General features: G+C 39.9%; 17 protein-coding genes. 7 read left to right on the forward strand and 10 right to left on the reverse strand.

Features of this window, described 5'->3' with window-relative positions; all coding sequences use genetic code 11:
- Positions 1–323 precede the first annotated feature (323 nt).
- The gene (htpG, locus tag O3603_RS05005; RefSeq protein ID WP_371521181.1) at positions 324–2,378 is read right to left on the reverse strand and encodes a molecular chaperone HtpG; all 2,055 of its coding nucleotides are present in this window, start codon (positions 2,376–2,378) and stop codon (positions 324–326) included.
- 165 nt (positions 2,379–2,543) lie between these two features.
- Positions 2,544–4,754 carry a bifunctional (p)ppGpp synthetase/guanosine-3',5'-bis(diphosphate) 3'-pyrophosphohydrolase gene (locus O3603_RS05010; protein WP_371521184.1) on the reverse strand — a complete coding sequence of 737 codons (2,211 nt, stop codon included), beginning with the start codon at positions 4,752–4,754 and terminating at the stop codon, positions 2,544–2,546.
- Positions 4,755–4,895: 141 nt separating this feature from the next.
- On the opposite strand from O3603_RS05010, the gene O3603_RS05015 reads away from it, so the two are divergent.
- Together O3603_RS05015 and rho are read left to right on the forward strand one after the other, a co-directional pair.
- Positions 4,896–6,413, forward strand: a complete 1,518-nt coding sequence (locus O3603_RS05015; RefSeq protein WP_314572533.1) for a DUF4301 family protein — start codon at positions 4,896–4,898, stop codon at positions 6,411–6,413.
- Between the two features lie 466 nt (positions 6,414–6,879).
- Entirely contained in the window at positions 6,880–8,829 is a 1,950-nt protein-coding gene (rho, locus tag O3603_RS05020) for a transcription termination factor Rho (RefSeq protein WP_314572532.1), read from the forward strand.
- Positions 8,830–9,193: 364 nt separating this feature from the next.
- On the opposite strand, the gene O3603_RS05025 is transcribed toward rho, so the two are convergent.
- Positions 9,194–9,796, reverse strand: a complete 603-nt coding sequence (locus O3603_RS05025; protein WP_155715972.1) for an OmpH family outer membrane protein — start codon at positions 9,794–9,796, stop codon at positions 9,194–9,196.
- Positions 9,797–9,819: 23 nt separating this feature from the next.
- On the reverse strand, positions 9,820–10,014 hold the full coding sequence (locus O3603_RS05030) for a hypothetical protein (RefSeq protein WP_009434048.1): 195 nt from the start codon (positions 10,012–10,014) through the stop codon (positions 9,820–9,822).
- 77 nt (positions 10,015–10,091) lie between these two features.
- Here O3603_RS05030 and O3603_RS05035 point away from each other — a divergent pair, with 77 nt between their 5' ends.
- A complete protein-coding gene (locus O3603_RS05035; RefSeq protein WP_371521189.1) occupies positions 10,092–11,543 on the forward strand; it encodes an aminoacyl-histidine dipeptidase in 1,452 nt (483 codons plus the stop codon).
- 349 nt (positions 11,544–11,892) lie between these two features.
- Here the strand turns inward: O3603_RS05035 and ruvC are convergent, their stop codons facing one another.
- The 3 genes from ruvC to rsmG are packed head-to-tail and all read right to left on the reverse strand — an operon-like array spanning position 11,893 to position 13,806.
- A complete protein-coding gene (ruvC, locus tag O3603_RS05040) occupies positions 11,893–12,468 on the reverse strand; it encodes a crossover junction endodeoxyribonuclease RuvC (protein WP_009434230.1) in 576 nt (191 codons plus the stop codon).
- A 15-nt stretch (positions 12,469–12,483) separates the two neighbouring features.
- Positions 12,484–13,128, reverse strand: a complete 645-nt coding sequence (locus O3603_RS05045) for an MBL fold metallo-hydrolase (protein ID WP_371521193.1) — start codon at positions 13,126–13,128, stop codon at positions 12,484–12,486.
- A 54-nt stretch (positions 13,129–13,182) separates the two neighbouring features.
- Entirely contained in the window at positions 13,183–13,806 is a 624-nt protein-coding gene (gene rsmG / locus O3603_RS05050) for a 16S rRNA (guanine(527)-N(7))-methyltransferase RsmG (protein WP_371521196.1), read from the reverse strand.
- 135 nt (positions 13,807–13,941) lie between these two features.
- On the opposite strand from rsmG, the gene O3603_RS05055 reads away from it, so the two are divergent.
- The 3 genes from O3603_RS05055 to O3603_RS05065 are packed head-to-tail and all read left to right on the forward strand — an operon-like array spanning position 13,942 to position 16,666.
- Positions 13,942–14,565 carry an HAD family hydrolase gene (locus O3603_RS05055; protein WP_371521198.1) on the forward strand — a complete coding sequence of 208 codons (624 nt, stop codon included), beginning with the start codon at positions 13,942–13,944 and terminating at the stop codon, positions 14,563–14,565.
- A gap of 49 nt (positions 14,566–14,614) precedes the next feature.
- Positions 14,615–15,433, forward strand: coding sequence for a 3-methyl-2-oxobutanoate hydroxymethyltransferase (panB, locus tag O3603_RS05060; RefSeq protein WP_371521201.1), 819 nt, complete (start codon positions 14,615–14,617; stop codon positions 15,431–15,433).
- A gap of 57 nt (positions 15,434–15,490) precedes the next feature.
- The gene (locus tag O3603_RS05065) at positions 15,491–16,666 is read left to right on the forward strand and encodes an MFS transporter (RefSeq protein ID WP_371521203.1); all 1,176 of its coding nucleotides are present in this window, start codon (positions 15,491–15,493) and stop codon (positions 16,664–16,666) included.
- Positions 16,667–17,056: 390 nt separating this feature from the next.
- Here O3603_RS05065 and O3603_RS05070 read toward each other — a convergent pair whose 3' ends face one another.
- The 3 genes from O3603_RS05070 to O3603_RS05080 are packed head-to-tail and all read right to left on the reverse strand — an operon-like array spanning position 17,057 to position 20,663.
- On the reverse strand, positions 17,057–18,556 hold the full coding sequence (locus O3603_RS05070; RefSeq protein WP_371521206.1) for an MBOAT family protein: 1,500 nt from the start codon (positions 18,554–18,556) through the stop codon (positions 17,057–17,059).
- 22 nt (positions 18,557–18,578) lie between these two features.
- Complete coding sequence (locus O3603_RS05075) at positions 18,579–19,979, reverse strand: hypothetical protein (protein ID WP_371521209.1); 1,401 nt, start codon at positions 19,977–19,979, stop codon at positions 18,579–18,581.
- A 57-nt stretch (positions 19,980–20,036) separates the two neighbouring features.
- Positions 20,037–20,663: a TetR/AcrR family transcriptional regulator gene (locus O3603_RS05080; RefSeq protein ID WP_371521212.1), complete on the reverse strand. Its 627-nt coding sequence runs from the start codon at positions 20,661–20,663 to the stop codon at positions 20,037–20,039.
- A 122-nt stretch (positions 20,664–20,785) separates the two neighbouring features.
- Here O3603_RS05080 and O3603_RS05085 point away from each other — a divergent pair, with 122 nt between their 5' ends.
- On the forward strand, positions 20,786–23,074 hold the full coding sequence (locus tag O3603_RS05085; RefSeq protein WP_273539522.1) for an NADP-dependent malic enzyme: 2,289 nt from the start codon (positions 20,786–20,788) through the stop codon (positions 23,072–23,074).
- Positions 23,075–23,411: the final 337 nt, after the last annotated feature.

A 23,411-nucleotide genomic window follows, 5' to 3' on the forward strand; every position in this document is an offset into this window, starting at 1 on the left:
AATAATTCTTTGCAGTACTTCGTTCACTTGATATGTCATTGCTAATCGTTTCACGGCGGCAAAGGTAAGAAGAATAAATTGAATGGGCAAGGAAAAGAAGAAAAAAAACCTCACCCCCAAGAGGGTATGTCAAAATAGAAATACCATTTTGATAATCTTACAGCTTAAAACAATCCAATAAAAAATGACCATTTCTATACTCGATTTTGAGTAAAGAAATGGTCTTTTCTTTGCTTTTAGGAAAACCTACTTATAGTTTGAAAGTTGTCAAGTTATTAATTTGCATTTTGACACACCCTCTAATATTCTTCTATTGATTCACCTTATTTAATAAGGCTAACAGAACGCTTCAAGAACTTGTCTAATGCAGCTCCCTGAAGCATACCATTCTGAAGCAATGCTAAATCAATGAGTTGATGAACAACCTCATTATCTTTTGCACAAGCCTCAATAACGGTCTTCTTCTTATCTTGCAATTCAGAGATAGACTTTTGCGTATTCTGTACATCGTCCTTCTCCTCCTGTGTCAATTCTTCAGCCTTCTTCTTGCTCTGAGACTGTTGTAAAGCTGCAAGTCGAGCCTTCTGTCCCTTCAACTCACTAGAGATAGGCTCTAACTCCTTGGTTGTACCTTCTGTTACCTCATTCAATACTCTCTTAATAAGTGGATGATCGGCATTCAAAACAAAGTTATAAGCATCTGGCATTTGTGCATAAAAGCCCATCCCTTGCTGGAACTGACTCATCTCCTTCATACGGCGCATATACTCGTTCTGTGTAATGAGCACCGGTTGGAAACTCTCACCCAGAGCCTGCACCTCAATATTGAACTCAGCCTTTTGTATCTTAGGCATCTGCGAACGGAAAGTCTCTGACAGATTGTCAGTCTCTTCTTCTGACAAATTATTCTTAGGTGCATCTTCCTTCTGAATGATTCTATCAATAATATCAGAGTCTACACGAACGTAGCGTGTCTTCTCTAGTTTCTGTTCGAGCATTGACAACATTGGTACATCTAGCTGTCCACTTGCGTCAATAATGCTATATCCCTTTTGTTTTGCAGCCTCGATATAGGTGTACTGCTCTTCTTTATTAGTTGTATAAAGATTGACAAGCACTCCTTCTTTGTCTGTCTGATTATCTTTTACGAGAGTCTTGTACTCATCTAACGTAAAGTATTTGCCTTCTGTATCTTTGATGAGCGCAAAGTCTTTTGCACGATCATAGAAATCAGCCTCTGACAACATACCATAGTTTATAAAGAGCTTCAAGTCGTCCCATTTCTTCTCATATTCCTTACGGTCTTCCTTGAAAATGCTTTGCAATCTGTCTGCTACCTTCTTGGTAATGTAAGACGCAATCTTCTTAACGTTAGAGTCGCTCTGTAGGTAACTACGACTGACGTTCAAAGGAATGTCTGGAGAATCAATCACACCATGTAACAATGTCAAGAACTCTGGTACTATTCCTTCCACCTGATCAGTAACGAAGACTTGATTGCAATAAAGTTGAATCTTGTTACGCTGTAACTCAATGTTATTCTTAATGCGTGGGAAGTAAAGAATACCCGTGAGATTGAATGGATAATCAACGTTTAAGTGAATCCAGAACAATGGTTCATCGTTCATTGGGAAGAGCGTCTGATAGAACTTCTTATAGTCCTCATCCTTTAGGCTTGATGGAGCTTTAACCCACAATGGTTCCACATCGTTAATAATGTTATCCTCATCAGTCTCAACACTCTTACCATCCTTCCACTCTGTTTTCTTACCAAAGGCAACAGGAACAGCCATGAACTTGCAATACTTATTCAGCAACTCCTCAATCTTAGACTTCTGCAAGAACTCTTTGCAATCATCATCGATGTAGAGAACAATATCACTTCCTCTGTCCGCCTTATCTGCGTCCTCAAGTGTATATTCTGGACTGCCATCGCAACTCCACTTTACAGCCTTACTACCCTCACGATAGCTCTTAGTAATGATTTCTACTTTCTTAGCTACCATGAATGAAGAATAGAAACCAAGTCCGAAGTGACCAATGATGGCTTCTGCCTTATCTTGATACTTCTCCAAGAAGTCGTTTACACCAGAGAAGGCTATCTGGTTAATATATTTCTCAATCTCTTCTGCAGTCATACCAATACCACGGTCACTGATGGTTAGTGTTCCTGCTTTCTCGTCCAAGGTGATACGAACGGTCAAATCGCCCAACTCGCCCTTAAAGTCGCCTGTTGCTGCAAGTGTCTTCAACTTCTGCGTTGCATCTACAGCATTAGAGACCATCTCACGTAAGAAGATGTCATGATCTGAGTATAAGAACTTTTTGATAACGGGGAAGATGTTCTCTGTCGTAACCCCAATATTTCCTTTTTGCATAGTTATATTTATTATAATTTTATATTCACGCCGACTAAATTACAAATACCATGCCATAACAGGAAAAGAAACTGATTGATAGTTCTTCGATATACTATAACGAAGAAGAGATTTCCCTCGCAGGGAGGAAAGTCTCTTCTGTATCTAAAGGAAGCCTTACCTTATTTATATTCTAACGACTTCCTTCACACCTTTTATCGTACGTAACTTCTTCATCAGAATGTTCAGCTTAGAGTTATCGTCTAGCATAACAATTAGGTTGCCAGAGAACAATCCGTCATGTGAATCAATATTGATTGAACGCATAACGACTTTCTCATCTTTTGAGATAACATTCGTAATGTTACTTACAATACCTATGTCATCATTACCTATGATTCGTAAGGTGATAGCGTATTGTGACGTTCCCTTCCCACTCCATCGAGCTTTCACAACACGATAGCCGAAGCGTTTACGCATTTCTGGTGCATTGGGGCAATCGCAACGATGAATCTTAATACCGCCATTAACTGTCACGAATCCAAAGACTGAGTCACCATAGATGGGATGGCAACACTTAGCAAGAGAGAAGTCTAACCCTTTGAGGTTTTTATCAATAACTAAAACGTCATCATTCTTCTTCAGAATGTCTGGCGTTGGGTTCTCATACTCAAAGTTCTTTGCACTCTCTGCCTCACGTGGTTGGTTAAGGTTATGAAGATGATTATATATCTTCTGATATTCATCAATGACATAGTTAGGATCTAATTTACCATCAGCTATTTGTTGGTAAAATTCAGAACCTTCCTTAAACCCGAGCTTACGAATAAGGTGCCCCATTGAGGCTTCATCCACATCTATCTTCTTGTTCTTGAATCGACGTTCCAGCAACTCCTTTGCATAGAGTTTATCGTTAGCTTGTGTTTCTTTCAACGCAAGACGAATCTTGGATTTAGCACGTGATGACTTGCAGACCTTCAACCACTCTTGTCGTGGTTTCTGTGTAGACGAAGTAAGAATCTCTACCATATCACCACTATGGAGTTCCGTACGGAAGGACACGTTCTTACCATTAATCTTTCCTCCAACGCACTGGTTACCCACACGTGAATGAATGTGATAAGCGAAGTCGAGCACCGTTGCACCCTTAGGGAACTTCAATAAGTCACCTTTCGGTGTAAAGACATATATCTCTTTGTCATAAAGATCAGATTTAAACTGATCCATGACTTCTAAATTATCTCCTGCTTCAAGGGCTGAACGTATAGAGGCTAGCCAGTCATCCATACCGCCCTCCGCCTTTACACCTTTATAACGCCAGTGAGCTGCTAAACCATGTTCGGCAATCTCATCCATACGCTCGGTACGTATTTGTACTTCAACCCACTTCTTCTCTGGACCTAGCACTGTGATGTGCAAACACTCATAGCCATTTGACTTTGGTACTGAAAGCCAATCTCTTAATCGCTTTGGATTAGGCTGATACATGTCGGTGACTATTGAATAAGCCTGCCAACATTGCATCTTCTCTTTGTCTTCTGGTGAGTCGAGGATAATGCGAATAGCAAAGAGATCATAGATACCCTCAAAGCCACATTTCTGTTTCTTCATCTTTTGCCAGATGGAGTGAATAGACTTTGTACGACCCTTTATATGGAACTTCAATCCTGCTGCTTTCAGATGTTCGCTGACAGGCGTAATGAACCGACTAATGTAAGCATCACGAGCCGTCTTAGTAGCATTAAGTTTATCTTTGATCAGATAGTAAGCATCATGCTCTAAGTACTTTAAAGATAAGTCCTCTAGCTCGCTCTTTAGCTGATAGAGTCCTAGCTTATGTGCTAATGGGGCATATAGATAACTTGCCTCTTCTGACACCTTCTGCCTTGCCTCCGTATTCTCAACGTCTCGTATCTGACGCATGAGGTTAACTCGGTCGGCAATCATGATTAGAATTACACGCATATCCTCGGCAAAGGATAGCAAGAGATTGCGGAAATTCTCACTCTCTATGATTGGTGTTCTTTGATAAAGAGTCTGTATATGAATTAAACCATGAATGATTCTAGAAACCCCTTCACCAAAAAGTTTATTTACATCTTCTAATGACAGATTATCATCCTGCACACTTTGATAAAGTAGAATGGCAATGACAGAGTCACGTTTAAGTCCAATGTCCCTTACGGCAATAATGGCTGTTTGTATAGAGCAAAGTATCGGGTTCAAACCAAATACATTGCGCTGAATCTCATTATTAATAACAGATTCATCAAGATGTTTACGCAACTTTGGAAGGTCACTTTCTGCAAATAATGGCTCAAGAAGTCCCTTCAATTCTTCTAGTAATTGGTCGGATAAGAGTCTCTCTTCTTCCGTGTAAATGAATTTATCCTCCATAAGCATACCCATTATAGTTCGCAGACAAAGGTACAAGAAAAATGACACTTAAAGGAATAAAACTAGTAATTACTTGCTTGTTTACAAATTAATTCGTTATTTTTGCAATTACAAAACAATCTTTTTAAAACTTTATCGAATATGATGAACCCAACTGACCTAAGACAGATTACTAGTAAAGGAATAAGTGAAGAACAAATCAATAGACAGCTTGAAGAGTTTAAATTAGGATTCCCCTATTTAAAATTAGAAGCTGCTGCAACACCAACCAAAGGTATCGTTTTGATGAGTGGTGAAGAGCAAGAGAAGGTATGTAATAGCTGGAAGACTTATCAAAGTGGAGATCATAGAGTTGTGAAGTTTGTACCTGCTTCTGGAGCTGCTAGTCGTATGTTTAAAGATCTGTTTGCTTTCCTTAATGGTGTAAACCAGAAGCCTACAAATGACTTCGAAAGGGAGTTCTTTGACAATATACATGATTTTGCTTTCTTCAATGAGTTGAATCAGAAATGTGAGCAGAATGAAGGGAAGAGCGTAGATGAATTAATGAAAGATGGGGACTATAAGTTGATCGTTGACACCTTATTAAATATAAGAGGTTTAAACTATGGGCAACTCCCCAAAGGTCTACTCTCTTTCCACAAGTATGACGATGGCGTACGCACGCCGATTGAGGAACACTTAGTGGAGGCTGCACTTTATGCTGCTAGTAACAAGCAAGCATACGTACACTTCACGATCTCGCATGAACATCTGGAACTCTTTAAACAAAAGGTAACAGAGAAGATAGCACAATATGAAGCTAAATACGATGTTAAACTGAATGTCTCTTATTCGGAACAGAAACCTAGTACAGACACGATAGCTGTAAATCCAGACAACAGTCCTTTCCGCAACGATGATGGTTCTTTGCTCTTCCGTCCGGGCGGGCATGGCGCATTGATAGAGAACTTAAACGACCTCGAGGCTGATATTGTTTTCATCAAGAACATTGACAATGTTGTTCCTGATCGATTGAAGAAAGAAACTATCGATTGGAAGATGGTAATTGCAGGAAAACTCGTGGAACTACAGAAACAAACATTCGAATACTTACACCTGTTGGATAAGGGCTGTTATACACGTACAGAGCTAGAGGAAATACTAAGTTTCTTACAGCATAATTTATTCTGTGAGAGTTCTGAAGCAAAGACATTAGACGACAATGCACTTGCACAATATCTCTATGATAAGTTGAACCGACCGATGCGTGTATGTGGAATGGTTAAGAACGTGGGAGAACCAGGTGGTGGACCTTTCTTAGCTTATAACCATGATGGGACAATTAGTTTGCAGATTCTTGAAAGCTCACAGATTGATAAGAGCAATAAGGATTATGTGAAGATGTTTACCGATGGAACGCACTTCAATCCTGTGGATATTGTTTGTGCCATCAAGAACTATAAAGGCGAGCCATTTGATTTAACAAAGCATGTTGATAAGTCAACGGGATTCATTAGTTCCAAGTCTAAGAACGGACGTGAACTGAAAGCTTTAGAGTTGCCTGGACTTTGGAATGGAGCCATGAGCGACTGGAATACTATCTTCGTTGAAGTTCCACTTATCACTTTCAACCCCGTTAAAACAGTAAACGATTTACTGCGTGAACAGCATCAATAAGGACTTAAAAGTTAATATCTAAAAGTCTTATCAATAAAACAACTATCCAGTAATTGATAGGGCAACCATAGAAATAGTAATTAGGCTATAATCAACTAGAGATTATAGCCTTTTTTCTTGTCAGATTCAAAGCCTTTTATACGCTAAGTTAAACGACACTTGTACTTTAAGTTAAACGCCTAACGTACTTTAAGTTAAACATCAATTATACTTTAAGTTAAACATCAATCGTACTTTAAGTTAGAGCTTCCTCTTTACTTATATCAGTGTAAGAGCTGAGAATCAATAAGGTTTGATTTCTACCCTTTTTATAATTTTCATTGAGGACTAAGGCAAAAAATGATGTCTTTTCTTGTAGGAGTCAAATAATTATTATACCTTTGCAAGCACAAAAAAGACACATTACTGATGTTTCTCTTTAAGAAACACAACAAATCAAAGATATAATTTCCTACATATATTATATATGTTAAGCAAAGAAGAACTATTAGAGAAAGATGTTTCTGAGCTTGAAACTATTGCTCAGAAGTCTGGTGCAGTATATAATCCAGGCGACGACAAGGATAAGTTGGTTTATGCTATTCTTGACCGTCAGGCTGAAGAGCTTAGTACTGCACGACCATCGGAGTCAAAGCGGAAGCGCACAAGAATAACGCGGAAGGATACCGACAGGGTATATTCCGTGCATGGCGATGAAGGGGAGAACTTCGATGTTAAGAAGAATAAGCCTACAGGAGAAGCACAACCTTCACTCTTTAAAGAGGAAGTAGCACCTAAGAAAGCAAGTGAAACCGAGAAAACACCAGAGGAGATTCTAGCCTCAATGCCTAAGCATAGAGGTAGAAAGTCTAAAGCTGAACTCGAAGCTATCGCTGCCGCAGAAGCAGCACTCAAAGCCAAAGAAGAGGCTAAGAAGATGGAAGCAAAAAGTCAGGAGGAGACTGAACCTGTAGTTGAAGAAACTATACCAGAAGCTATGGAAGATAATTTTATTCCTGAAGACCATTTCTCAAGCATGCCAGTTAAAGAGGATGCCGAGAATAAGGAGGAGCTCTTAGCTCGTTTACAAGAAAAGGTCAATGCACACAATAATACAGAAGTAGTACCTGAAGGGGTTTGGGCTGGTGATCCAGGTGATGGAACGGACTTTATACCTATAGTTGACCTCCCTATTGAGGATCAAGGTGCGGTACCAAACTACGATATGTTTGACCAGCCTACTATGCCAACTCAGACGCCTTCAACACCTGCAATGTATGATGCACCAGTGGTTAGTAATGAGGAGGCTTATGACTTCACTAACATTATCAAGGCAAATGGAGTATTAGAAGTTATGCCCGATGGTTATGGCTTCTTACGTTCAAGTGATTATAATTACCTTTCTTCTCCAGATGATGTTTATGTCTCAAACAATCAGATTAAACAATATGGTTTAAAGACAGGTGATGTCGTTGAATGCTTTGTTCGTCCCCCACGCGCAGGAGAGAAATACTTCCCATTGACAAGTATTGAGATGATCAATGGTAGAAAACCAGCTGAGGTACGTGATCGTATTCCATTTGAGCACCTTACACCATTATTCCCAGAAGAGAAGTTCTCTCTCTGTAATGATCCAAAAACTACCAATCTCTCTACACGTATAGTTGACCTCTTCTCCCCTATTGGTAAGGGACAGCGTGCACTGATTGTTGCACAGCCAAAGACTGGTAAAACTATCTTGATGAAGGACATTGCTAATGCTATTGCAGCAAATCATCCTGAGGCTTACCTGATGATGCTATTAATAGACGAACGTCCTGAAGAGGTTACCGATATGGCACGAACAGTTAATGCGGAAGTGATTGCCTCAACTTTCGATGAACCAGCAGAACGTCATGTGAAGATTGCTGGTATTGTTCTAGAGAAGGCGAAACGTATGGTTGAGTGTGGGCATGATGTGGTAATTTTCCTCGATTCTATCACACGTTTAGCACGTGCTTACAATACAGTTGCACCGGCTTCTGGTAAGGTTCTTACTGGTGGTGTCGACGCAAACGCATTGCAGAAACCTAAGCGTTTCTTTGGTGCTGCACGTAATATAGAAGGTGGTGGATCGTTGACTATTATAGCAACAGCTTTGATTGATACTGGTTCTAAGATGGACGAGGTTATCTTTGAAGAATTTAAGGGTACGGGTAACATGGAGTTACAACTCGATCGCAGTTTGAGCAACAAGCGAATATTCCCAGCTGTCAACCTTGTAGCTTCTAGCACTCGTCGTGATGACCTATTGCAAGACCGCACAACACTTGATAGAATGTGGATCCTCCGTAAGTACATTGCTGATATGAATCCTATCGAGGCTATGAACTCTATTCATGATCGTATGGCTCGCACAAAGGATAACGAGGAGTTCCTTCTTTCTATGAATGATTAAACTTTATTCATATTAGTCAAGCACAATAAACGCTATAAATAAAGGTAGTGCCAATCAACATAGCCTTCTCCTGTAAGTTGCTATTTTGATTGGCACTCTTTCTATCATGATTCGTGGAATAAACTATCTCACCAATCTATAAGTATTCGTTCTTTCCTTACTTTTATAATCAGAAGTATATTAAAGGACAATTAGTAAAAGGGTTGTAGACTGAATTGTATCAAGATTATTGAGATAGTAGAGTTATCGTATTGGGCTACTTTAAATATAATAAAAGAAGTCAGTTGAAACCTTCTTCAACTGACTTCTATTCTATTATAAATAAGTAACAATCAAGAAACCCCGATTGATTCTTAGTTATCAATTACTTACCCATTCCCTTATAAGCTTGATTCATACCTTTTACAACCTCGTTTGTAATGTTGTAAGCAGGATCAGCATATAGGATATTGTCTCCGCTCTTTGCAAGGATAATAGCATACTTCTTATCCTTATTGTATTCTTTCAAGTAATTGTGAACACTATCAGAGAGAGCCTTATTGTACTTAGCAACCTCACTCTGATATTCAGCACCCAAACGCTGTTGAAGAGCATCAGCATCCTGAGCTTGCTTCTGAATACTTGCTTGAATCTGTTGAGCCTGAGCCTGAGTGTACTTATTAGCCTGGGCATTCTGTTGGAAGTTAAGAGCAGCAGTTTGAATAGCCTTCTGCTTTCCAGCTAATGTACGTTGAATGTTAGCTTCTTTAGCCTTTATAATCTTAGTTACATCTTTCCAATAAGTATATTGACTCATGATAGAATCTATTTCTACATAAGCAATCTTCTGTGCCCCAGAGGTTGATGCACTTGCAGTTGTACCTGACTGTGTCTCTGTTGTATCGTTCTTCTGTGGCTGGTTGTTACACGCAACAAAAGCGAATGTTGTCATTGCCAGCATTGCAATACTACAAAATGTTTTCTTCATTATTGTATGTTTAAATGATTATTTTAATAAGCTTTGTTCTTTGCACGAGCTTCTTTGTCTTGGTCTATTACACATCTAATACCTTTCTCCTTTAAGTAGGCATTGTCTGATATGTGTTGTGACTGGAAACTCCCATTCTTCTTTAGCATAACACGCACTCCTAAGAGCAACATGGCAATAGCAATTATTAACAATGAGTATAATAATGTTCCGAGCATTTTCTTTATCTTTGCATTGTTTATCGGCGCAAAGGTAATATAAAAGAGCAAGATAACAAAATAAAATATTATTAAATATGGCGAATATAGAATTAAAACCTGCTCGAGTATTCGAGCAGTTTGCGAAAATTAATCAGATACCACGTCCTTCAAAGCACGAAGAGCAAATGATTAAGTATTTACAAGAGTTTGCGAAAGCCCGTAACCTCGATGTTAAGGTAGATAAGACGGGGAATGTACTTATCTCTAAGGCTGCTACGAAGGGTATGGAGCATGTGCCTACTGTTGTTCTTCAGAGTCACATGGATATGGTTTGTGATAAACTTGTTGACGTTGAGTTTGACTTCCATAAAGATGCAATTCAAACTTATGTTGATGGTGAATGGTTGCACGCAAAAGGTACTACTTTAGGTGCTGACGATGGTATTGGTGTTGCCCTAGAGTTAGCTATTCTTGACTCAGATGACATTAAACATGGACCTATCGAGTGCCTCTTTACTCGCGACGAGGAGACTGGTTTAACAGGTGCCTTCGGCTTAGAAGCTAACTTCATGACTGGGAAGTACCTTATCAACTTAGACTCTGAAGACGAAGGTCAGATCTTTGTTAGCTGTGCTGGTGGAAATAGCACAACGGCTACATTCAGTTTTGATCGTGAGCAAGCTCCAGAGGACTACTTCTTTATGGAAGCTAGTTTGAAAGGGTTAGTCGGCGGTCATTCTGGTGATGACATTAATAAGAAGCGTGCGAATGCAATCAAGGTTCTTGCACGTTTCCTCTATATGGAACAAAACAAATTGGATCTACGTTTGAGTCAGTGGAACTCGGGTAAGATGCATAATGCAATCCCTCGTGATGGTAAAATACTCTTTGCTGTCCCAGCAAACCATAAGGATGAGGTGAAGGCTGATTGGAACATCTTTAGCAAGAACGTTGAAGATGAATTTCACGTAACAGATACCTCGATGGAATGGTCACTTCAAAGTGCTGATGCGGCATTGGTTATGCCTAAACAGGTTTCTCACAATGCCATCCTTGCTCTTCAAGCTCTTGATAATGGTTCATTGACAAATTGTCAAGATGAGGCTTTAGCCTATATGGTGGAAACATCAAGCAATGTTGCTAGCATCCAGACTTCAGAAGACAAGCTCGTCATCGTTAGTTCACAACGCTCTAACGTTATGAGTAACCTTGAGAACATGACGAACACTGTTCGTGCTTGCTTCGAATTAGCTGGAGCCGAAGTTGTTGTAAACGACAGTTACCCTGCATGGAAAATGAATCCTAATTCCGAGTTAGTAAATGTCGCCGTTGAACAGTATAAGAAACTCTTCGGGAAAGAGCCACGTGTCCTCGGTATCCACGCAGGACTAGAGTGCGGTCTTTTCTCAGAGAAGTATCCAGAGCTTGATATGATTAGCTTTGGACCAACATTACGATATGTCCACACACCAGATGAATGTTTGCTTATTCCAACCGTTCAAATGGTTTGGGATCATCTCTTAGCCGTTCTTGAGAACATCGATTAAAGTTTTTCTTTATCCTTTATCTGATATCAATCACATCAAGATAAAGGTATAAAATCATAAGTCACCCTACTTACAGCATATTCAGAATGCAAAGTATGGTGACTTTTTTAGATAACTATAAGTGCGTTGCGATTTATTCATTTCAATGGAAAACACAATACTTTAAAGTAGCTTTCATCTCTCATTTCACTCTCTATGAAACACAAAGTAAAACAACATTCAACCTTTAACTTAAAGTACGATTGACCTTTAACTTAAAGTACAAGCCTCGTTTAACTTAAAGTACAAGCCTCGTTTAACTTAAAGTATGAACCACCTTTAAACAGCACCAACAATCGGGTGCTAATACCTATTTAATTCGCTCTGCATTCTTCCTAGCAAAGTCCTTCCAAGAAGAGTAGTGTTGGGCATCAGTTATAGGGCGACTCATTTGCAAAAAGTGGCAATAAGCAGCAGCAACAGCATCGGTAGCATCCATAAAGTGTGGCATTTGATCATCACGTAGGTGAAGGAGTTTCTGTAACATACCTGCAACTTGTTCCTTGGATGCAGAACCATTGCCCGTGATTGCCATTTTAATCTTTAAAGGAGCATACTCTTGTATTGGTATGTCACGATGAATAGCGGCCGCAATCGCTACACCTTGAGCACGCCCGAGCTTTAGCATTGATTGTACATTCTTGCCAAAGAAGGGAGCCTCAATAGCTAATTCGTCAGGAAGGTACTCCGCTATAATACCAGAAACACGATCAAATATCTTACCTAAGCGTAGATATACATCTTTCTCTTTGCGCATATCTATTACACCCATAACAACGAGTTCCGCCTTATTGCCACGAACACGTAAAACTCCATAGCCCATGACATTGGTACCTGGATCAATCCCTAAGAGAATCTTTTCTGGCGTAACACTTTTCTTTTGCATTCAATCGTCTGCTAATTATCTGTCCATATATGGGTTATGGGCAAGTTCAAACCCAATAGAAGTTTGTGGTCCATGCCCCGGATAGACAATCGTCTTATCTGGTAATTGTGCAAGTTCGCGCAGACTACTAATTATTTGAAACATGCTTCCCCCAGGGAAGTCCGTTCGACCTATACTTCCTTTAAAGAGCGTATCACCAGTAAACAATACATTCTCCTCTGCACAATAGAACGATACAGAGCCAGGTGAGTGACCAGGTGTTCGAATGATTTTAAAGGTATGCGAACCAAACTTAACATCCTCATTTTCGGTAAGTTTCAAATTACCAGCAGGAAGGTCTATATTCAAATCCATCCCTAACATTTGCAAGGCAGCTTCTTTCGGGTGCTGCATGAGCACCTTGTCCCCTTCTGCAACCTCTGGTTGTAAGTTAAATGCAGATAGAATTGCAGCATCGCCAAAATGATGATCTAAATGTCCGTGTGTACCAAGATTATGAATAGGTTTTAAGCCCTCCTCATTTATATACGCAATGACAGCATTCTGTTCGGTGTCAGTAAGCGCACCGCAATCAATGATGACACATTCCTTTGTTTCATCATTGATGACATAACAATTCTCATGTAGAGGATTAACCTCAAAAGTCTGGATTCTTAGCATTTCTTTGGATGTTTATTGTAAGATAGAGTCGTTTGAATAAGGTTCCGATATGACCTACCCCGGTACATAAATAAGATATTTCCCTTTAAACCATTCCTCATCAAACCATTGTGATATCTCTGTCTTCTCCACAATATTCTTATAAGGTTTCAACTCTTCATCAAGGTTTCCTCCTTTAAGAACTATTACACCATTGGGCAAGACATTATGCTGATCACGAGCTATATTCTTTTTGACAATCTTCATTAAATCAGGAAGTGGCATGACGGCACGAGATACAATAAAATCGAACTTACCTTTCTCTTCCTCCCCTCTTAGATGTGCAGGAAGAACGTTAGTAAGCCCTATCGCAGTAGCTACTTCTTGTGCAACACGCACCTTCTTGCCAGTACCATCAATGAGTTTGAAATTAGCTTCAGGAAAGAGTATAGCAAGTGGAATACCAGGAAACCCACCACCTGTTCCAAAGTCTAACACATTAGTACCATCCCGAAAGTTTATAACCTTAGCTATTGCAAGAGAATGAAGAACATGATGCTCATAGAGATTATCAATGTCCTTACGAGAGATAACGTTTATCTTCGCATTCCATTCATGATACAAAGCATTAAGCGCATTAAACTGCTCCTCCTGTTCTGTAGTTAAACTAGGGAAGTATTTCTTTATAATATCAATCATTAGTTGTATTGTTATATGCTACGAAGAATACTCATCAACAGCGCCTGTATCCTTCCTAATTATCAATTAGCGAAGGCAAAGTTACAAAAAGTTTTCGTAACTTTGCATTGTATAGAATATTAATAAGGAGAAAGAATGATAAAAGCTTGTTTGTTTGATTTAGATGGAGTTGTCTTTGAAACAGAGTCATTATATACCTCGTTTTGGAGTGAAATGAAGAAGGAATATTGCCCTGAAATAGCCGACTTTGAATATATCATTAAGGGGCAGACCTTAGTCCAAATCTATGATAAATATTTCGCTGGGGAGGAGAAGAAACAACAAGAAATAACAAATAAGCTGAATGAGTTTGAACAGAGTATGCCTTTCAACTATGTAGACGGCTTTGAGACTTTCGTTAAAGTTCTTAGGTCGAAAGGGATAAAGACAGCTGTTGTTACAAGTTCCAATCGTGAGAAGATGCAAAATGTTTATCGTAAACATCCAGAGTTTCAATCCTATTTCGATGCAATCTTAACATCTGAAGACTTTGAAGAAAGCAAGCCTTCACCAGATTGTTACTTAAAGGCAGCAGCACGCTTTGGAGTACAATCCAAGGAATGTGTTGTGTTTGAAGATAGCTTTAATGGATTGCGTTCCGGTGTAGCATCAGGTGCTCGTGTGATTGGCTTAGCTACAACGAATCCTATACATGAAATAAAGAAATACACGGATAAGGTTATCAGCAATTATATTGGTTTTACTTTGCCAAATAACTAAAAACAAGTACCTTTGCACACACAAACTTAAAATAAGGTAAAAGGTATATATGGGATATTTAACAACAGATAAGAAGAAAGTAACTGCCAAGACACTATTAGAAATGAAGGCTGCAGGTGAGAAGATAACTCAGATGACAGCTTACGATTACACAACGGCAGGGATAATCGACGCTGCTGGTATTGATAGTATTCTTGTTGGCGATTCAGCTTCTAATGTAATGGCAGGTAATCAGGACACAACCCCTATTACTATTGATCAGATGATTTACCATGCACGTGCTGTTGTTAGGGCTTGCCAACATTGCCTTGTTGTTTGTGATATGCCATTTGGCTCTTATCAGGTAAGCCGTGAAGAGGGGATTCGCAACGCTATACGCATTATAAAGGAAACTGGTGCGGGTGCAGTAAAGATGGAAGGCGGTCAAGAGATTGCTAACACTGTCAAAGGTATTGTTGATGCTGGTATTCCTGTCATTGGTCACCTTGGTTTAACTCCACAGAGTATTCATAAGTTTGGTGGTTATGGGCTTCGTGCAAAAGAAGACGCAGAGGCACAGAAACTCATTGACGATGCCTTAGCGTTAGATGCCGCAGGTGTTAGTGCTATTACACTAGAGAAAGTACCATCAGCATTGGCAGCAAAGGTAACCTCAATGGTAAAGGCAGCTACTATTGGTATTGGCGCAGGTAATGAAACGGATGGTCAAGTACTTGTATATGCAGATGCTCTTGGAATGACACAAGTTTTCAAGCCTAAGTTTTTACGCCATTTTGCCGATGTCAATAAGTGCATGACAGAAGGAGTACAAGAATATATTAAGTGTGTAAAGGAGAAGACTTTCCCTTCTATTGAAGAGTCTTATTAAGTCACTATTAAGATACCACAAAGCGTTAAGGCTTCGTTGATATTAAAGGCAGGAATTATGGATACACAGAATACCCCTATTCACGTACGATTATGGGATAAGCACTTTTGGACACTGACAATAGCAAACCTGCTGTTGGTTATGTCATCCTATATGTTGATTCCAGCTATACCGATACAACTGAGGAGTGATGGGTATACGATGCCACAGATAGCGTTGGTATTAGGAATCTTCTTTGTTGGAATGTATCTCTTTGGCAATAGTTCGGCTTATCTCGTGCAACGTTATCGCCGTAAGATGGTGTTCTTACTATCAACGCTATTGCTATTAGCAGTGACAGCCATACTCTATTATTTGGCAACAATGCCTAATATCAATATAGACTACATCTTTCTAGTTGGTTTACGATTCTTACAAGGTTCGTTCTATGGCTTATCACAACTAGTCTTGTTGAGTACACTTGTAATTGATAATGTTGAGGCTGTACATCGCACCGAGGCTAATCATGCAGTAACATGGTTCGGACGTTTTGCACTAGCATTAGGACCGATAGTAGGGTTAATCGTTTATCATTCTATGAACTTTGGTTCCGTGCTATTGGTATCATGTTGCTGTGTAGCACTATCCTTTATCCTTGTTAGCTTTATACGTTTTCCATTTAGATTACCTAATGAAGATCTATGCAGATTCTCCTTAGATAGATTCTTATTGAAGGGTAGTCATTGGTTGTTTATTAACACAACCCTCATCACCATTGTCGTGGGCTTGTTGTTAACGATTGAGCAAACCCCAAGGTTCTATGCTTTTATAATGCTAGGCTTCATCCTTGCTCTATTAGCCGAACGATTTGCCTTCAGTAATGCCGACCTTCGTAGTGAAGCCACAACAGGTTTGTTATTTATGGGAGGAGCGGTCTTATTAATGCTCACAAGGAACCAATCAAGTGTAACTTATATAGCACCTATACTTACAGGTTTTGGTGTTGGTATCATAGGTAGTCGTTTCTTACTCTTCTTTATTAAGCTAGCAGGACACTGCCAACGTGGCACAAGTCAAAGTACGTTTATACTAGCTTGGGAGACAGGAATAGGTATCGGATTAGTTATTTCTTTTGCCTTACTTCATTGTAACCGCATATTGGTTTTATGGGTAAGTTTGACAATGCTTATTATCAGCCTTGTCTATTATACATTCTTCGTTCATAAGTGGTATGTAAAGCATAAGAACCGATAATTTGATGATAGAGTAACCACAGCCATTACTCTATCTTAAATGAGGAATTATGCTATAACTTAAACAGCAGTTAGACTTTAACTTAAACAATAAATAGACTTTAAGTTAATGTAGGTTTGTACTTTAAGTTAAACGACGATAGTACTTTAAGTTAGAGGTGAAATGGACTTTTAGTTAGACATCAATTAAGCCCTCAATAAAAGTGCCCAAACACTTTCATTGAGAGCATTTGGGTACATACAACTAATGTATAGAGAAAGAGAGGAAATGAGTTCTTATTCTCTTATTTTTTATCAAACATCCAACTCTTTTTATTCACATCAAGGTTATCCAACAATCTTGTACTGCCTCACGAAATTGAAACGATTTCATAAAGAGCAGTTAGACTATTTAGAATTGGAAGTAAATAAATGGTTGTACGTCTGAACTCTTCACCTGCATGATGATAAATATCACGATGGTGATAGCTACAGCAGAAAGAACAACCCCACCCTTTTGCAAGAGCTTCACACTATTATTTTGCCAAGAGTTAGGCAAGAAATGGGTAATCAATGCAAATGCCATTAGAGCAAAGACATACTTATAAGCTACAAAGACATCGGGGAGAACAGATGGATTGAATTTCGTAAACATTTGCTTGATCATAATCCATGCACTTTCAAAGTCACGACAGCGGAAGAATATCCATGTAAAACAGAGAATGTGGAAGGTGATCAATACAGAGAAGAAGCGACGAATGCCCGCTGGGTGATAGTGCCGATCATGACGCATTATAGTTTGCGACCAGAACTTATGTAGACAAACAAGCGCGCCATGGATAACGCCCCATAGAACGAAGTTAAGGGAAGCCCCGTGCCATAAACCACAAGCTGTCATGGCGATCATTTGATTGATGTACATGAAGAATGTTCCTCTTCGGTTTCCCCCTAAAGATATATAAACATAGTCGCGAATCCATGTCGAGAGAGAGATGTGCCATCTACGCCAGAAGTCAGTCATGGAATCAGCTGTTAGCGGCGCATTAAAGTTCATCGGTATTTCATAACCCATCAATAAGGCAATACCTATAGCCATATCTGAATAGCCCGAAAAATCACAGTAGATTTGAATGGTATAGCCATAAAGCCCCAACAATACCTCACCACCAGAGAATAAGGTAGGGTTATCGAAGATTCGATCTACAAAGTTTTGTGAGATATAATCTGAAATAACAGCTTTCTTGAACAGACCTATAATGATGAAGAATACACCACGTGCAAACATCTCTGGAGAGATGTGTAAAGGCTTACGAATCTGTGGACCAAAGTCGGTTGCACGTGTAATTGGTCCAGCCAACAACGTTGGAAAGAAACTTACATAGAAGGCATAGTCTAACAATGACTCCATGGGTTGTGCTTTCTTCCTATAGATATCAACTACATAAGAGATCGTCTTGAAAGTGTAGAAGCTAATGCCGACAGGTAAGAAGATGTCCCATGGTTGAAAGTTTCCTCCTATCATCTGTGCGATAAGACCAGCAAAGAAGTTTGTGTACTTGAAGTATGCAAGTAAACCTAAATCAATGAGGAGACTCAAAATTAACCATAATCGTGGATACTTCCCACGTGCTACCCGTCGTGCAATATAGAAGTCGCTAACAGTGACAATTAGAAGTAGGAAGAAATAGAAACCACTACTCTTATAAAAGAAATAGTAAGAGAAGAGGGTTACAAACAATAGTCGTGCATCGACCTTCTTACGCAAGCAGAAATAGACAAGCATAAAGAAGAGGAAGATGAACAAGAAAGCCCCAGAAGAGAAGAGTAAAGGCTCGTGGGGATTATAGAGTAAGATGTTAGCAATCTTGCTGAAATCTAGTGATGCGAAATAGGATAATATATCTTGAATCATTCTGGTAATATACTTTGGATTATTATTTCTGTATAAGTTTCATCTTTCTTGCGTAGTTGTTCTGACCAGCAACTATTGATTTGAAGATACGTGGTGCAACATACTTACCACCCTTAAAATTAATATGTACATAGTCCTTTGAACCCATATTCTTCTCATCAACAAGACGCATCATCGTGCCAGGACCACCCATTGCTTTATAGAGACTATAGAAACCAACCTTACACTCTGAAGCCATTTGGTCTTGGTAACCAACAAGCATCTTAACTCCCTCCATTGTACCATCAGGTGAAGACTTCGAGCCCCTATCTGGCGCACCTATCACAAGTATACTTGCTGTTGGGAAGCACTTATGGAAGAGTTGTATGACACTTTTCATCTTAGAGGTATATGTTTGTAACTCTCTTTCCTTAGATGCCGGAGTGATAGCATTTGCTCCAAATTGGAAAACAATGAGATCATAAGGACGAACTTGAGCAAACTGACGGAGTGTGGTCTCTGGTAGTTTTGATAAGGATAGTCCGTTAGAACCACGCATACTAAAGTTATCAAGAACTATACCACCATTGCCCTCTTGTGCTGTAGCAAAGAGAGTTGCATTAGTACCTGAAACATCTATAGAAGCATGAGAGGTTGCTCCGTTGAATCTTACCATCTGAACATTAGGAGAAGGCGAAACCTGTTCGGTAGTAGACTTACCTCCATCAATATGGAAAGTTACACTAGCACCATTCTTCGCACGCAGATAAAGCTGTGTTGTACTCCACTTTTCAGTTCTTGGATATTCATGAGCCATGAAAGGAGCAAGGGTAATGTTTGCACGTCCAGAAAGAGGATAATAACGTTCCGCTATACCTGCTTGAAGAACATCATAAGAATCAGGCTTCTTCACTAAATGTTCTGTTAGTCCGGTGAACTTCTGAGTTGTTGTATGCTTGTATTGATTAAGGTCATTACCTGCATCTAACCATCCAACGCCTTCTCCACCATAATACTTCTGGAGTTCCTCACGAAGGTCTGCCAAGAGAATATCTCCTTCTATAAAAGAGTCGCCAAAGTAAGCTATACGAACAGGACGACCTAAGTTCTTCTTCTCCTTCAGTGCTGTTAATTGCTCATAGAAGTGCTCCATACCACCTGGCTTACCTTCAGAATAGTCGACGATACGTTCTGTTCCTTTTGGCCACTGCTCTTTAAAGTTAATGACTTTTCCATCCTTCTCCAAAGCAAGGGTTGTAGAAGGAGTTTTAGGAGCAGGAATTACATCTTTCAGCTCTTTCTTCTGCCGTGATAAATCACTTAAGATATCAATTTCTCTCAGTTCTGTATCCCCTATCTTGAATGTTGGTAGGAAATGAAGTAACAAGAGAAAGACTACTACTAAGCATGTTAATAGTAGCGTTTTATATGTGTTAGTCTTCATCTAAATTATCTTTTAATGGAAGTTATTCTTACTACATCTTTATTAGTAAAGGCTGTATTAGCTTTCAGAGAAGTATTGATCCAATAGCTTAATACCCTTATCTGTGCAGACACCTCTAACAAACAACATGATCATAATACGACTTAATTCCTTCATATCATATTTTTTGAAGAGGAAGTTATTCATAACAAACTGCTCTGAAGCAAATGATAGATCACGAACTATATTATAGTTTACATTCTCTAGGAAATAGCCTTCTCTCTTACCTCTTTCTATAAAGTCCACCATCTCAGCCTCTCTGTTTTCATGCAATTTCCTCACATAGCTTAATAGGTTGGGATATTTCTGAAGGTCTTCAAAGAAGAGAGGATTAATCGTGATAAACTCTGATGTTCGCACCCTATAGACCTCAAGAATAATGTTGATAACGTTCATACCAGGCTTATCAAACTCTATAACCTGTTGGCGTTCTATATCTGCCCTACGCTGTAAAACTTCAAAGAGTAAGTCCTCCTTTGTCTCGTAAATCTCATATAATGTACGCTTTGATATCTTTAAATCACTGGCTATATCATCCATCTTAACTTGCTTAATGCCATGTTGATGGAATAATGTAGCAGCAACCTTAAGAATCTTCCCCTTTAGCTTCTGTCGATAGACAGTCTCATTATTTGTATTTTGCATTAATAGTTTCAATTTTCTGCAAAATTACAAAAAACTTTGGGAATGGTATCTGCTTTTTAGGTAGTTTTATTATCTTTGTGGCTACGTATAAAATAATTCACGAGAAAAAATTATATAAGATTATGGTCAAGGTAACAAAAGAGGCCGCTTTGGAATACCATCATAACGGTCGTCCAGGAAAGATTGAAGTTAAACCAACAAAGCCCTATAGCACACAGACTGATTTAAGTTTGGCTTATTCACCAGGTGTAGCATATCCTTGTTTAGAGATACAGCAGAACCCTGATGACGTGTATAAATATACTACTAAAGGCAATCTAGTAGCTGTTATCAGTAATGGTACTGCCGTTCTTGGTTTAGGTAATATAGGTGCAATGAGTGGTAAGCCAGTTATGGAAGGAAAGGGTTTACTATTCAAGATATATGGTGGTGTAGATGTCTTCGATATAGAGGTTAACGAGCAAGACCCAGATAAGTTCTGCGAAGCTGTAGAGAAGATAGCACCAACCTTTGGCGGTATTAATCTCGAAGACATTAAGGCACCAGAGTGCTTTGCTATCGAGGAGCGATTGAAGCGTACACTAGATATCCCTGTAATGCACGACGACCAACACGGTACTGCAATTATCTCTGCTGCTGGTTTGAAGAACGCCCTAGAGGTAGCTGGTAAAGATATTAGCAAGATCAAACTCGTAGTGAATGGTGCTGGTGCTGCAGCTATTTCATGTACGAAGATGTACGTAGCATTGGGCGTTAAGAAAGAGAATATCGTAATGCTAGATTCTAAGGGGGTCATCACTTCAGATCGTGAGAACCTCACCCCACAAAAGGCGTTATTTGCTACTGATCGTCGAGATGTACACACTTTAGAAGAGGCGATTAACGGAGCTGATGTATTCGTTGGACTATCAAAGGGTAATATACTCTCACAGGATATGATTCGTTCTATGAACGAGAAACCTATTGTGTTTGCATTAGCCAATCCAGTACCAGAGATTTCATACGATGACGCTATTGCAGCTCGCCCAGACGTAATCATGTCAACAGGTCGATCAGATTATCCCAACCAGATTAACAATGTGATTGGCTTCCCTTATATCTTCCGTGGAGCATTGGACGTACACGCGAAGGCTATCAACGAAGAGATGAAGATGGCGGCTGTACATGCTATTGCCGACCTAGCTAAGCAAACGGTACCAGACGTTGTCAATGAGGTTTATCATGTAAACGACCTCACCTTTGGTCCTAAGTATTTCATCCCGAAGCCAGTCGACCCACGACTAATTACTGAGGTAAGTGCTGCCGTAGCTAAGGCTGCCATGGATAGCGGCGTAGCCCGTACGCCAATCAAGGACTTTGAGGCTTACAAGCAGCATCTGCGCCAGATGTTAGGGCAAGAGACAAAGCTCACCCGCTCACTCCACGCAACAGCCGCTCAGCACCCACAGCGCATTGTCTTTGCCGAAGGTGGTCACCCTACCATGATGAAGGCAGCCGTACAAGCAAAGCAAGAAGGCATTTGCGTACCTATCCTTTTAGGTAATCAAGACCGCTTGAATCGTGTGGCAAATCGCCTGAAGTTGGACATCAGCGACATAGAAATCATTGATATGCGTGCCGATAAGGAGCAAGGTCACCGCGCCACTTACGCTAAGCATTTAGCCGAGAAGCGTGCCCGTGAGGGATACACCTTCGAGGAGGCATACGATAAGATGTATGAGCGCAATTACTATGGTATGTCAATGGTTGAAAATGGTGATGCTGATGCGTTTATTACGGGTCTATACACCAAATACAGCAATACGATTAAGGTTGCAAAGGAAGTTATCGGAATCCGTCCCGAGTATAAACACTTCGGAACCATGCATATTCTGAATACGAAGAAGGGTGTATTCTACATTGCAGATACCTTGATCAACCGCCATCCAGATAGTGATGTCCTAACTGATGTGGCACGTTTGGCAGCCCACTCCGTTAAGTTCTTCAACGACGAGCCAGCTATTGCAATGCTCTCATTCTCTAACTTCGGCTCAGATAATGGAGGCTCTCCAGAGCAGGTGCGTGAGGCTGTTGCGAAGTTGCAAGCCGAGTGTCCAGACCTCGCTATCGATGGTGAGATGCAAGTTAACTTCGCTTTGAACAAGGAGCTACGTGACGAGAAATTCCCATTCACACGCCTAAAAGGTAAGGATGTCAACACACTCGTGTTCCCCGACTTGTCATCGGCTAATAGTGGTTACAAACTCCTACAGGCGTTAAGCCCAGAGGCGGAAGTCATTGGTCCGATTCAGATGGGATTGAACAAGCCAATCCACTTTACCGACTTCGAGAGTTCCGTTCGTGACATCGTAAACATCACAGCGGTTGCTGCGATTGACGCATACGTGGAGAAGTTGAAGAAGAATAAGTAATCTGTTTTCAAGCACATATTAATAAAGCTCAGACTTGCATAAGTCTGGGCTTTATTCGTTTAGTGCTATATACTATTCATACGCTTTTAAATATTCCCCTAATAACCCACTCGCTTACTTGCAATCATATACTAAACCTATAGACTTACACCCTATGTGCGCCCTTTGACTAATAGGTTTCTGCTTTCTTTCTCACCCGTTCCAACATTCTTTCTCACGTGTTACGCATCTCTTTCTCATGCGTCTTGCGTCTTTGTGTTCCGTGTCTATTCTTATTCTCACCATGGTGAAATGAATGTCTCACCATGGTGAAACGAGTGTCTCATCATGATGAAAC

The sequence above is a fragment of the Prevotella sp. 20925_1_30 genome, from assembly GCF_041433025.1.
GTDB lineage: Bacteria > Bacteroidota > Bacteroidia > Bacteroidales > Bacteroidaceae > Prevotella > Prevotella vespertina.